The 12,246-nt window shown below is 71.2% G+C and carries 12 protein-coding genes; 9 read left to right on the top strand and 3 right to left on the bottom strand.

Going from position 1 to position 12,246, the window contains the following annotated elements:
* Nucleotides 1-79 precede the first annotated feature (79 nt).
* Nucleotides 80-730 (top strand): hypothetical protein, encoded by a 651-nt coding sequence (locus ACIQMR_RS05050; protein WP_401384066.1) that lies wholly within the window; start codon nt 80-82, stop codon nt 728-730.
* Nucleotides 731-842: 112 nt separating this feature from the next.
* On the opposite strand, the gene ACIQMR_RS05045 is transcribed toward ACIQMR_RS05050, so the two are convergent.
* Complete coding sequence (locus ACIQMR_RS05045; protein WP_401383011.1) at nt 843-1,658, bottom strand: SLATT domain-containing protein; 816 nt, start codon at nt 1,656-1,658, stop codon at nt 843-845.
* Nucleotides 1,659-1,954: 296 nt separating this feature from the next.
* Here ACIQMR_RS05045 and ACIQMR_RS05040 point away from each other — a divergent pair, with 296 nt between their 5' ends.
* The 8 genes from ACIQMR_RS05040 to ACIQMR_RS05005 all read left to right on the top strand — a co-directional run bounded on the left by ACIQMR_RS05040 (nt 1,955) and on the right by ACIQMR_RS05005 (nt 9,517).
* Nucleotides 1,955-2,299 (top strand): YbaB/EbfC family nucleoid-associated protein, encoded by a 345-nt coding sequence (locus ACIQMR_RS05040; RefSeq protein ID WP_266384292.1) that lies wholly within the window; start codon nt 1,955-1,957, stop codon nt 2,297-2,299.
* Between the two features lie 55 nt (nt 2,300-2,354).
* Nucleotides 2,355-2,954, top strand: a complete 600-nt coding sequence (gene recR / locus ACIQMR_RS05035) for a recombination mediator RecR (RefSeq protein WP_401383008.1) — start codon at nt 2,355-2,357, stop codon at nt 2,952-2,954.
* Nucleotides 2,947-3,615: a DUF5063 domain-containing protein gene (locus ACIQMR_RS05030; protein ID WP_401383007.1), complete on the top strand. Its 669-nt coding sequence runs from the start codon at nt 2,947-2,949 to the stop codon at nt 3,613-3,615. The genes recR and ACIQMR_RS05030 overlap by 8 nt, the downstream gene beginning before the upstream one ends.
* Before the next feature lie 152 nt (nt 3,616-3,767).
* The gene (locus tag ACIQMR_RS05025; RefSeq protein WP_401383005.1) at nt 3,768-4,526 is read left to right on the top strand and encodes a hypothetical protein; all 759 of its coding nucleotides are present in this window, start codon (nt 3,768-3,770) and stop codon (nt 4,524-4,526) included.
* A 224-nt stretch (nt 4,527-4,750) separates the two neighbouring features.
* The gene (locus tag ACIQMR_RS05020) at nt 4,751-6,022 is read left to right on the top strand and encodes an aspartate kinase (RefSeq protein ID WP_266381081.1); all 1,272 of its coding nucleotides are present in this window, start codon (nt 4,751-4,753) and stop codon (nt 6,020-6,022) included.
* Nucleotides 6,023-6,065: 43 nt separating this feature from the next.
* Nucleotides 6,066-7,115: an aspartate-semialdehyde dehydrogenase gene (locus ACIQMR_RS05015; RefSeq protein ID WP_401383002.1), complete on the top strand. Its 1,050-nt coding sequence runs from the start codon at nt 6,066-6,068 to the stop codon at nt 7,113-7,115.
* Between the two features lie 288 nt (nt 7,116-7,403).
* Nucleotides 7,404-8,150, top strand: coding sequence for a SigE family RNA polymerase sigma factor (locus ACIQMR_RS05010; RefSeq protein ID WP_401383000.1), 747 nt, complete (start codon nt 7,404-7,406; stop codon nt 8,148-8,150).
* Between the two features lie 317 nt (nt 8,151-8,467).
* Nucleotides 8,468-9,517: a hypothetical protein gene (locus ACIQMR_RS05005; protein ID WP_401382997.1), complete on the top strand. Its 1,050-nt coding sequence runs from the start codon at nt 8,468-8,470 to the stop codon at nt 9,515-9,517.
* A 67-nt stretch (nt 9,518-9,584) separates the two neighbouring features.
* On the opposite strand, the gene ACIQMR_RS05000 is transcribed toward ACIQMR_RS05005, so the two are convergent.
* A complete protein-coding gene (locus ACIQMR_RS05000) occupies nt 9,585-10,334 on the bottom strand; it encodes an SURF1 family protein (RefSeq protein WP_401382995.1) in 750 nt (249 codons plus the stop codon).
* Nucleotides 10,335-10,406: 72 nt separating this feature from the next.
* Nucleotides 10,407-12,239 carry a prolyl oligopeptidase family serine peptidase gene (locus ACIQMR_RS04995; RefSeq protein WP_401382993.1) on the bottom strand — a complete coding sequence of 611 codons (1,833 nt, stop codon included), beginning with the start codon at nt 12,237-12,239 and terminating at the stop codon, nt 10,407-10,409.
* Nucleotides 12,240-12,246: the final 7 nt, after the last annotated feature.

The following is a 12,246-nucleotide window of genomic DNA, read 5'->3' as shown; positions in this document are numbered from 1 at the left end:
GTGCGCGATGTGCTAGTAGCACTACGCTGTCCCGACCATCGCACAACCTGGTACGACTCCGATGGAGAGCGAGCCCGTTTTGGCCTGTGACCTCTGGCTGGTCCCCCTCGTCGATGTGCTGTGCCACAGCCCCGACAACCCCTTCGCCGAGGAGATCGCCTCGTACGACAAGGCCCTCACCGAGGCCGGTCTGCCCACCGTCCCCGTCTTCGCCTACATGCCCGGACTCTCGGGGGACGTCGCCCCCGTCGCCGGCTTCGACTACGACGCCCTGCACTTCCTGCGCCGGGCGTATCTGCTCCAGATCTGCGGACTGGCGGTGACGCCGGTCGACGAACTGGGCGGTGACTACGAGCAGCTCCTGGAGATGTTCGAGTCCACGGCCCAGGAGTCCCACCTGGTCTGGCACTACGACCACGCGGGCGCCTACGTCCCCGTCGACTTCCCCGAGCCCCTGTCCAACGAGGACCTCCTCGCCGGCGGCGGCCCCCTCGGCTCGTCCCAGGGACTGCTCCGCGAACTCGAGTACGTGGCCCCCTCGATCGGGATCGACCCCGCCAACCCCCCGTCCGCCCCGGCGCCTCCGTCCCGCCCCACCTCCCTGGAGGAGCCGGCGGGCCCCATCCCCCACGACGACAGCCCCTTCGCCCGGGAACGCCACGTCTGGCTGGGCCTGCACGCGGCGGCGACCCGCAGCCTGGGACAGGGCTCGATGATCATCTTCAGCTGAGCCGTCGTCGAGCCGAACGTGCGGCCGACCTGTCTCCGCACCTGGTCCTGCCTGGGTGCCTGGGCGCCTACGTGCCTGCGTTACTGCGTGCCCGAGTGCCCGCGCGCCTGCGTCACCGCGCCTCAGGCGGGCGCTGCCTCGGCATGTTCGGACGGGTCGGCGGGGACAGCGGGAAGCGGCCCGAGGGATGGGCGGGGTCGGGGCGGGGCTGAGTGGTCGCCGACTGCATCAGCAGAGGCGCGGGGCCCGCGCGGAATTCGATCATCCAGTCGGCGGTCTCGGTGCGGACCAGGTCCGTGAGGTCCTCCGAGAAACGGCGCAGCACGTTCAGGCAGCGTTCCGCCGCCTCGCCGGCCGTGCCCTCCGTGGGGCCGAGGACCTCCCGCACGCTCTCGGACGCCCAGTCGAACTGGAGCGCCTGGAGGCGGCGGTGCACGGCCTGGGCCGTGGCCACGCTCCTTATCCAGCCCGTGGTCAGGCCGAAGTACCGGTCGCAGGCCAGACAGGCCGCGCCGAGCAGCAGCGAGAGGTAGCCCCAGCCCGCCGCGCCCGCCAGCACGTCCGTGAGGTCCAGCAGGGGCAGCGCCGCGCCCGCGACCGCGCCCAGAGCCGTCCCGGCGCGCAGCGCGCGGGCGCCACGGCGCTTGCGGACGCGGTCGGCGAGATACCAGTCGGCGGTGCGCAGCGCGTTGGCCTCCACCCAGCGGTACAGCTCGTCGAGGCGCTCCGCCGGCTCGCCCCAGTCGCCGAGCGGGAACGGCCGTCCGGCCAGGTCACGGACCCGGTCGTGGTCACGGACCCGATCACCGTCGCGGTCGCGATCGCCCCGCGCGGTGCCTCCGGAGCCCGGGGCACCGCCGTTCGCCGGGACCCCGACCCCGTCCTCCTCCCGGGCCGACCCCCCAGGCTGCATCTCCGGCTGACTCACCGGGGCACTCCTCTGCGCTCAGCGTGACTGCGTACGTAACCTGCTAACCCTGCGTGACCTGCGATGCGCGCGTGGGTACTGGTGCGTACGGTCTTCCTACCGCCGAATGGTGGGCCGCGGGAGCGAAATCCCGGTATTTCCGCCCGCACGGGGGTCTTGATCCGGTAGAGGAAGGACGGCCCTTCCCGCCTGGAAGTCACTCGAAAGAGTTCGTGCCCACTGGGCGGGGCATGCCGCCCTGCGACCACGTAGGCTCGGTTTACCGAACAATCGTCGTCGAAATGCCAGGAGTGACCGTGATTCCCGGTGGTGGGCAGCCCAATATGCAGCAGTTGCTTCAGCAGGCCCAGAAGATGCAGCAGGACCTCGCCCGTGCGCAGGAGGAGCTTGCGGCGACCGAGGTCGAGGGGCAGGCCGGCGGAGGTCTCGTGAGGGCGACCGTCACCGGCTCCGGTGACCTGCGGGGCCTCGTCATCGACCCCAAGGCCGTGGACCCCGAGGACACCGAGACCCTCGCCGATCTCGTCCTCGCCGCCGTCCAGGCCGCCACCGAGAACGCGCAGCAGCTGCAGCAGCAGAAGCTCGGCCCGCTCACCCAGGGACTGGGCGGCGGCAGCGGGATCCCGGGACTGCCCTTCTAAGGCGCGGGCGGACCAACTACCGTAACCATCAAAGCGTTCTCAGAGAGGCGTTCCGTTGTACGAAGGCGTGGTTCAGGACCTCATCGACGAACTGGGCAGGCTGCCCGGCGTCGGTCCCAAGAGCGCGCAGCGGATCGCCTTCCACATCCTCCAGGCCGAGCCGACCGACGTCCGCCGCCTCGCCCATGCCCTGCTCGAGGTGAAGGACAAGGTCCGCTTCTGCGCGGTGTGCGGAAACGTCGCGCAGCAGGAACAGTGCGGCATCTGCCGGGACGCGCGCCGCGACCTGGCGGTCATCTGCGTGGTCGAGGAGCCCAAGGACGTCGTGGCGATCGAGCGGACTCGTGAGTTCCGCGGGCGCTACCACGTGCTGGGCGGTGCGATCAGCCCGATCGAAGGTGTCGGCCCGGACGATCTGCGCATCCGCGAACTGCTCGCGCGGCTCGCGGACGGCACGGTCACCGAGCTGATCCTGGCGACCGACCCCAATCTCGAGGGCGAGGCCACCGCGACGTACCTGGCGCGCATGATCAAGCCCATGGGGCTGAAGGTGACGCGCCTCGCCAGCGGACTTCCCGTTGGCGGCGACCTGGAATACGCCGACGAGGTCACGCTCGGGCGTGCCTTCGAGGGGAGACGACTTCTCGATGTCTGACGCAACGCTGCACTCCGCCACGCAGGACCCCGACGACTTCGCGGTACAGATCGCCGACTCGATCGAGAGCTTCATCGTGGCCACCACGGAAGTGGCGCGCGGCGACGAGCCGGACAGCGCGGTGCCCTTCCTGCTGCTGGAGGTCTCCCAGCTGTTGCTCGCCGGCGGTCGGCTGGGTGCCCACGAGGACATCGTTCCCGAGGAGCGGTACGAGGTGGACACGGGTCCCGACCTGGACGTCGACGAACTGCGTGAGCGGTTCGCCCGGCTCCTCGACCCGGTCGACGTCTTCTCCGAGGTCTTCGACCCGTACGAGCCGCGCAAGGCACCGGTGCCGTGCCGGATCTCCGACAACCTCGCGGACATCGTCGCCGACCTGGGCCACGGTCTGGCCCACTACCGCGCGGGCCGCACCACCGAGGCCCTGTGGTGGTGGCAGTTCTCGTACTTCTCCAACTGGGGCCCGACCGCCTCGGCGACGCTGCGCGCACTCCAGTCCCTGGTCTCGCACGTCCGCCTCGACCAGCCGCTGGAGGAGCTGGACGGGCTCGACACGGACGAGGACCTGCCCGAGGACACGCTCGCGGAGGAGGCGGGCCGGGTGATGGCCCAGGAGATCGCGGGTCCGCTGGGGCTGCGGGCGGTCCGCGCACCGCGCTGATCCGGCCCGTAGGAGAAGTGCCGTAGCTGGAGCGCTGTAGCAGAAGCGAGACCTCCGGGACGGAGCCACCGCCTCCGCCGGGCTGTACGTTGACGATCCATCAAGCCGTTCGATCTTCAACGTCCTTCCCTTCTCTTCCTTCGGTGGTCCTTGTGAGACGTATGCAGAGGGCGCGAGTGACCGCTGCCGGTACGGCGGTCGTGGTGGCGGCGCTCCTGGCGGGCTGCGGCCCGGCCGCCGACGAGGCGAAGGCCCCGGCCGCGGTGCCGGGCCCGCCCTCGTCGGAGCCGCCCCAGCCGCTTCCGCTCACCCCGGCGCACACGCCCCCGGAGTCGATGTCCCCGCCCGCCGGGTCCGGGCCGTCGACGGCCGTCACGCCCGCTCCCGCGGCAAAGCCGTCCGCTCCTGCTCCGGTCTCCGCTCCCGCCCGGCGGACCGTGCTCAGCATGTACGCCTCCACCGCCGGTGGCCGGATCGAGCTCGTACGGGGCGGTGCCGCCAAGGAGTTCACGGTCTCCGTCCACAACGGCAGCGCGCGTGCCTACGCCGAACTGGCCGTCGCGTTCCAGATGGAGATCATGGAAAGCGCGGGCGACGGTCCGGCCCCGGCCCGGAACGGGCTCGTCCTGGAGCGCCGCGATCCCGCCACGGGACGCTGGAACTCCGTGGAACTCCGCGTGGCCAACGACGTCCAGCCCCACTGGCTCGTCCCGTCCGGCTCCCCGCTCGCCCGCGACGCCTCGCGCGTCGAACGCTTCCGGCTGCGCGCCGCGGTGAAGGGCCCCATCGGCCGTACGCCACTGATGATCAAGGTCGTGGACACGGCAGCGCCGGCGGAGGCGGCGTACGACACCGCCGTCCCGGCCCGTACGTCCCTGATGGTCGGCACCAGGGCGGCCCAGGGCTCGTGACCGGACCCGTCCCCCGGCCGGGCGGGGTGTGAGGCCGCCCACACATCCGCGTACCACGCCGTCCCCCGGGCAGACACATCCCGGGCAGCCCGGCGCTTGTCCGCGGGTCACTTCGTGAGCGGGACATCTCACGCAGTGATACGGGGAGGGTGAATCCGGGCTGCTCGTTAAACTGACGCCGACCGCAGTAATGACTGCGGCAGAAGACCGAGCGAGGAGCGCACGTGGGCCTTGTCGTGCAGAAGTACGGAGGCTCCTCCGTTGCGGATGCCGAGGGCATCAAGCGCGTCGCCAAGCGAATCGTCGATGCCAAGAAGAGCGGCCACCAGGTGGTCGTCGTGGTCTCGGCGATGGGCGACACGACGGACGAGTTGATCGATCTCGCCGAGCAGGTTTCCCCCATTCCTGCCGGGCGTGAGTTCGACATGCTGCTGACCGCCGGAGAGCGGATCTCCATGGCGCTGCTGGCGATGGCGATCAAAAACCTGGGCCACGAGGCCCAGTCGTTCACCGGGAGCCAGGCAGGCGTCATCACCGACTCGGTCCACAACAAAGCGCGCATCATCGATGTCACGCCGGGCCGTATCCGCACCGCGCTGGACGAGGGCAACATCGCCATCGTCGCCGGCTTCCAGGGTGTGTCCCAGGACAAGAAGGACATCACCACCCTCGGCCGGGGCGGGTCGGACACGACCGCCGTCGCGCTGGCCGCGGCCCTGGACGCCGAGGTCTGCGAGATCTACACGGACGTCGACGGTGTGTTCACCGCCGACCCGCGGGTGGTGAAGAAGGCCCGCAAGATCGACTGGATCTCGTTCGAGGACATGCTGGAGCTCGCCAGCTCCGGCTCCAAGGTGCTGCTGCACCGCTGCGTGGAGTACGCACGCCGATACAACATCCCGATCCACGTCCGCTCGTCCTTCTCGGGGCTGCGGGGCACCTGGGTCAGCAACGAACCGCAAGGGGACCGCAAGGTGGAGCAGGCCATCATCTCCGGTGTCGCCCACGACACCTCCGAGGCGAAGATCACCGTCGTCGGCGTGCCGGACAAGCCGGGCGAGGCCGCCGCGATCTTCCGCACCATCGCCAACAACGAGATCAACATCGACATGGTGGTGCAGAACGTCTCCGCCGCGTCGACCGGTCTCACCGACATCTCCTTCACCCTCCCGAAGACCGAGGGCCGCAAGGCGATCGACGCGCTGGAGAAGACCAAGAGCGCCATCGGGTTCGAGTCGCTGCGCTACGACGACCAGATCGCCAAGATCTCGCTGGTCGGCGCGGGCATGAAGACCAACCCGGGCGTGACGGCGTCGTTCTTCGAGGCGCTCTCCGACGCCGGTGTGAACATCGAGCTGATCTCCACCTCGGAGATCCGGATCTCGGTCGTCACACGCGCGGACGACGTCAAGGAGGCCGTCCGCGCCGTCCACACCGCCTTCGGTCTGGACAGCGACTCCGACGAGGCCGTCGTCTACGGAGGCACCGGCCGGTGACCGTCCTGCGCGCGGCCGCCCTGCGAGCGCCGGTGGTCGTGCGATGAACCGCAAGCCGGCTCTGGCGGTCGTCGGAGCGACCGGAGCCGTCGGCGCGGTGATGCTCCAGATCCTGTCCCAGCACGCGGACGTCTGGGGTGAGATACGCCTGATCGCCTCGCCGCGTTCGGCCGGCCGCAAGCTGGCCGTGCGCGGCGAGGAGACCGAGGTCGTCGCGCTCTCCGAGGAGACGCTGACAGGAATCGACGTCGCGCTGTTCCTGGTGCCGGCCGAGGTGGCCGCCCACTGGGCGCCGATCGCCGCCGCCAAGGGCACGGTGGTCGTGGACAATTCAGCCGCTTTCCGGCGGGATCCGGATGTTCCTCTCGTCGTGCCCGAGATCAACCCGCACTCCTTGCGGGTCCGGCCGCGCGGCATCGTCGCGAGCCCCGGGTGCACCACCCTGGCCATGATCGTGACCGTGGGGGCGCTGCACGCCGAGTTCTGCGTGGACGAGCTCGTCGTCTCCGCGTACCAGGCCGTCAGCGGGGCCGGGCAGGGCGGCGTCGAGGCGCTGCGCACCCAGCTCGCGCTGGTCGCGGGCACGGAGTTGGGCACCTACCCCGGCGATGTGCGCCGTGCCGTCGGCGACGGCGTCGGCCCCTTCCCCGCCCCCATGGCGCTCAACGTCGTGCCGTGGTCCGGGGCGCTCGCGGCGGACGGCTGGTCCTCCGAGGAGCTGGCGATCCGGGACGAGACCCGCAAGATCCTTTCCCTGCCCGAGCTGCGGGTGTCCGCGACCTGCGTCCGTGTGCCGGTCGTCACGTCCCACTCGGTCTCCGTGCACGCGCGCTTCGAGCACGAGGTCTCGGTGGAGCGGGCCCACGAGATCCTGGCCACGTCGCCGGGCGTGGTGCTCTTCGACGACCCGGCGGCGGGCGAATTCCCCACGCCGGCCGATGTAGTGGGCACGGATCCGACCTGGGTCGGGCGGGTCCGGCGGGCCATGGACGACAGCCGGGTGCTCGAACTCTTCGTGTGCGGTGACAACCTGCGCAAGGGTGCCGCGCTGAACACCGCTCAGCTCGCCGAGGCCATCGCCCGGGAATTTTGATCCCCCGATGTAGTAGAACTTTGTAGGATCTGTGTGCACCCTGTGATCAAGTCGCTGGTCCGTACCACTTGAAGTGGGGTGATGGCATGTTCGACGATGCATTCCCGTCCTTGTGCAACCGGTTGCTGTGCGGGAAGCGTCTATGCGGTCGTCCCTTCGCGGTGCCGCGATAAGCCACAACAAATGGGGCATTGGTGAAAAGCGGGTGCGCATGAGGGCATACGGTGCATCGTCACTATCGGTGGTGTGCGCGTACAACCCTGACGGGGGGCAGCGTGTCCAACAGGCGTGGCAGAGGTTCTCGACATCACCGCGGTGGTCCCCGTTCGCGGCAGGGCAGTGGTCCCGGCCCGCGTCGGCGTGCTCCCGTCCCGGGGCACCGGCGCGGCTCCGGCCCGCGGCGCTTCCGTCCGGCCGTTCCGCGCTCCCCTTGCCGTCGGCAGGGGTCCGCGCGGCGGGATGCCGGTGATCGCTCCCATGCCCGCTGCTCGCCCGTCCCGCATTCCGTCGCAGCGCGAAGGCGCTGACGACGCGATGGCGGCGGGCACCACAGTCGATCTCCTCACCGAGACCTACCGTGCCCACTACCGGTCGCTGCTCGGTCTCGCGGCCCTGCTGCTCGACGACACCGCTTCCTGCGAGGACGTCGTCCAGGAGGCCTTCATCCGCGTCCACTCGGCGCGCAGTCGCGTCCGCGACCCCGAGAAGACCCTCGCCTATCTGCGGCAGACGGTCGTCAATCTGTCGCGGTCCGCGCTGCGCCGGCGGATCATCGGGCTGAAGCTGCTCTCCAAGCCGATGCCCGACATGGCGAGTGCCGAAGAGGGCGCGTACGACCAGCTGGAGCGGGACGCGCTGATCAAGGCCATGAAGGGGCTCCAGCGGCGTCAGCGAGAGGTGCTCGTGCTCCGCTACTTCGCGGACATGACGGAGGCCCAGGTCGCCGAGACGCTCGGCATATCCCTGGGCTCGGTGAAGGCGTACGGCTCACGGGGCATCGCGGCACTCCGCGTCGCCATGGAGGCCACGGCATGACCAGGCACGAACGCGGGCACGAGCAGGGACGGGACGACCATCCGTCCCGTGATACACACGACGTGTCCCGCGATGCGCGGGACGAGAAGCACACGACTGAGCGGTACGGGCCGGACGGGCCGTTGAACGACCGGACTGGAAACGAGATTGTGAACGACGGGCCGCGGAACGGAATGGACGATCACGGGCTCGGGGGTGAGACACCCCGGAGTGGCGGGCCGTCCGGCCAGGACACCCCGTTCGGCCACCTCCCGGGCCGGGACCGGCTGCTGCGGGACGTGCTGGGCCCGGGCGCTGCCGGAGCGTCAGGAGTACCGGTGCCGCACGCGTCCGCGTCGGACGACCTGGGTCAGGACGCGCTCGGTCAGGACGGACTCGGTCAGGACGAACTGGCCCTGCGGCGGATGCTCCGCGGCGCGGTCGAGGACCTCGAACCCTCCGAGGGCGCCCTGGATCATCTGCGCCGGGCGGTGCCCGCGCGGCGCGCCCGCAAGCGCCAGGCCCTGGTCGGCCTCGCGGCCTCGGTGATCCTGCTCGGCACCGCCGTCCCCGCGGCCGTCCATGTGGCGAGCTCCGGCGGCTTCGACGGCCTGCCCGTGAACGCCGGCCACGGCGAACAGGCCCAGGGCGGCACCGGTGAGGACGAGAGCGACGACGGCGGCGAGGTCTGGAACGGCGACTCGGCCGGGGTACAGCCCAGCGCCCCGGGCGCTCCGAGCGCGGCGGTGGAGTCACCTTCCCCCGGCACCGACTCGACGGGCGACGCGACGGGCGGCACGGCCGCGCCGACGGACAGCGCCGCCGTCTCCACCCCCGCCTGCGAAGCCGGTCAGCTCGGTGTGAACTCGGCCCAGGCCGGGGCGCCCGAGGCCGACGGCAAGGTGTACGGCGCGTTCCGCATCGCCAATGTCTCCGGAAGCGAATGCTCGGTCGCCGCGGCCGGTGCCGTGAACTTCCAGGCGAAGGGCGCCGCCGACGCCACGAAGATCAATGTCGTGACGCACATCACCGGAGACGCGGCGGCCGGACTCCCCGACCCGTCCGAGGAGATCAGCGCGGTGGTGCTCAAGCCGGAGGCGGCGTACGAGGTGAAGTTCGCCTTCGTCCCCTCGGAGACCTGTCCCACGACCGGTGGTCCCTCACCCGACCCCTCGCCCTCGGACGGCGGCTCCTCGGGCACGACCGACGGCGCGGCGGGCACGACCAGCACCGAGGCCCAGCTCCTCGGTGAGGAGGGCGAGGGAACCGCGGACGGCAGCATCGCGGTGACCCACACCCCGGAACCGGGCGGCCCGAACGCCGAGGCCACGATCCCGAACGCGTGCGCCGGCACGATCTACCGCACGGGCATCCTCAGCGCCCCCTAGCCGCCGGGTGCCAGGTCCGGGTGGCGGGTGCCGGACGCCGGGTGCGGGGTGCGGGGCTGAGAGGGGATCAGGCCGGGTCGAGACCCAGCGCCTCGTCCTTGGCGGCTTCCGCCTCACGCCGCACGAAGCGGAACCACATGAACAGCACAAAGCCGGCGAAGGCGAACCACTCCAGCGTGTAGCCCAGGTTCTGGAACGCCTTGAGGTCGAGCCCGCTGCCCTGCGGCGCAGCCGCCGGCACCGGCCGCATCCCCTCCGGCGCCGTGGACAGGGTGATCCACCCGTCGTACACGTCGTCCGGCACGAGATTCACCAGTGAGGCCGCGCTGATCATGCCGAGCTGACCGCTCGGCAGCCCGCCCGCGGTGCGCACCCCGTCGCTGCTCTGTGTCTCCGAGGCCTGCAGCGCACCGGTGACCGTCACCTCGCCGACCGGAGCCGCCGGTGCCTTCGCCCCGGTGGGCAGCCAGCCCCGTACGACGGGCAGAGCCTTGCCGCCGTCGGTGCGCAGCAGCGTCAGCACATACGACCCGCGCTCACCGTCCAGCTCCCGGCCCGGCACCAGGAACTGCTTCCCGTACCGCCCGCTGGCCATGGCGTGCCTGCCCGAAGTGTCCTTGTCGACGGGCAGCAGGTCATCGAGCGGCGCCGCGCCCTGATTCGCCGCGTCCGGGCGCCGCTCGGCCGCCTGGTGCGTGTCGACGCGGTCCTCGAACCGGCCGAGCTGCCAGGTCCCCATGAAGATGCAGAAGGGGATCGCCAGCGCGACGAACGCATTGATGCCCCACCAGCGGGGCGTCAGCAGGAACCGGTACACCCCTCCACGGTACGGAACGCTCCTCCCCTCCCCGCTGCCGGGTCCCGGCCCTGGCCGGGACCCGCGCCGCCGCTACCGCAGATGCCTCTCGGCGAAGTCCAGCTCGAGGCGCACCTGCTTGATCCGTTCCTCCACCACCAGCGAGCCGTGGCCCGCGTCGTACCGGTACACCTCGTGGTCGGCGCCGCGGGCCGCGAGGCGGTCCACATAGTTCTCGACCTGGCGGATCGGGCAGCGCGGGTCGTTGACGCCGGCCGAGATGTAGACCGGGGCGGTGACCGCGTCCACATACGTCAGCGGGGACGAGGCCTCGTACCGCTCCGGCACCTCCTCCGGTGTGCCGCCGAGGAGGGTCCGGTCCATCGCCTTCAACGCCTCCATCTCGTCGTGGTACGCCGTGACGTAGTCCGCGACGGGCACCGCGGCCAGTCCCAGTGCCCATGCCTGCGGCTGCGTACCGAGCCCGAGGAGGGTGAGATAGCCGCCCCATGAGCCGCCCGCCAGGATCAGCTTCGCCGGGTCCGCCACCCCGCAGGACACGGCCCACTCCCGGACCGCCGCGATGTCCTCCAGCTCGATCAGCCCGACCCGGTGCTTGAGGGCGTCCGTCCACTCCCGCCCGTACCCGGTCGACCCCCGGTAGTTGACCCGCACCACCGCATAGCCGTGGTCCACCCAGGCCGCGGGCCCGGCCGCGAAGGAGTCGCTGTCGTGCCAGGTCGGACCGCCGTGGATCTCGAAGACCGTGGGGAACGGGCCCTCTCCGGACGGCCGCTGCACCAGCGCGTGGATACGGCCGCCGGGCCCGTCCACCCACACGTCCTCCACGTCGACCGACCCCGGCGCCTTCATCCCCGGCGGGTCCAGCACCTCGCGGCCCGCCGTGGAGCGGACCTTCGGCGGCTGCGCCGCGGACGACCACAGGTACTCCACCGTGCCGTCGGGCCGCGCCGTCGCGCCCGAGACCGACCCCGCCGGGGTCTCCACCCGGGTCAGCTCGCCCGTCGCCGGGGTGAAGCGCCACAGCTCACTGCGCGCCTCGAAACTGTGCGCGATCAGCAGCGCGGAGCCGTCCGGATACCACTCGGCACTCACATCGCCCGGCAGGTCGATCGCCAGATCGCTCTGCTCGCCGGACGCCACGTCCCACAGCATGGGCTCCCAGCGTCCGCGTCGCTGGTGGCCCACCAGCAGCCGGGTGTCGCCCTCGACCGGGGCGAAGCCGAGGACCTCCAGCCCCAGCTCCACCGAACCGCCCTCGGTGTCGTCCATCTCGCACACCGTCGAGCCGTCCAGCCGGACGACGCGCAGTGCCGAGTGCATCGCGTCGCCGTGCTCGGTGTGCTCTATCGCGATCAGCGACCCGTCGTGCGAGAGGTCGCCCACGCCCGCCGACTCCCGGTGCCGGTAGATCTCGACCGGGTCGGAGCCGGGGGGCACGACATGGATCGTCGTGCCGTCCTCGTCGGTCGACCGGCCCACCACGGCCGTGCCGTCCCGGCCGAGCGCCAGCCCCGCGCTGTAGGAGGCGTCGAGCCCGGGCGCGGCGGGCTCGTCCTGCCCGCCGCCGAACGGCTGCCGCATCCAGACCCCGAACTCGTCCCCGTCCTTGTCCGAGAACCACCAGATCCACTCGCCGTCCGGTGTGAGTATCCCGTCCGTCGTCCCGTTCGGCCGGTCGGTCACCTGGCGCTGTTCGCCCGTCGCGCGGTCCCACGCGTACAGCTCGTACGTCCCCGTCGCGTTCGAAACGAAGAGGGAGCGGTGCGGGGCGTCCTCCGCCCAGTCGGGCAGCGAGACGCGGGGCGCCCGGAAGCGCTGCTCCCAGGCCGGCATGGCCGCGGGCACGGCCACGGGCACGGTGGTGGGCGCCTCGGACGCCGTGGATTCGGTGATCTCAGTCATGCCCACC

This window comes from Streptomyces sp. NPDC091376 (genome assembly GCF_044757085.1).
Taxonomy (GTDB): domain Bacteria; phylum Actinomycetota; class Actinomycetes; order Streptomycetales; family Streptomycetaceae; genus Streptomyces; species Streptomyces pratisoli.
This window is presented reverse-complemented; position numbering and strand designations above follow the sequence as displayed.

Bases quoted from the DNA above. Each gene is read 5' to 3' on its own strand.
- ACIQMR_RS05030 (WP_401383007.1), top strand. From the start codon at position 2,947: ATGTCTGACGCAACGCTGCACTCCGCCACGCAGGACCCCGACGACTTC.
- ACIQMR_RS04995 (WP_401382993.1), bottom strand. From the start codon at position 12,239: ATGACTGAGATCACCGAATCCACGGCGTCCGAGGCGCCCACCACCGTG.
- ACIQMR_RS05015 (WP_401383002.1), top strand. From the start codon at position 6,066: ATGAACCGCAAGCCGGCTCTGGCGGTCGTCGGAGCGACCGGAGCCGTC.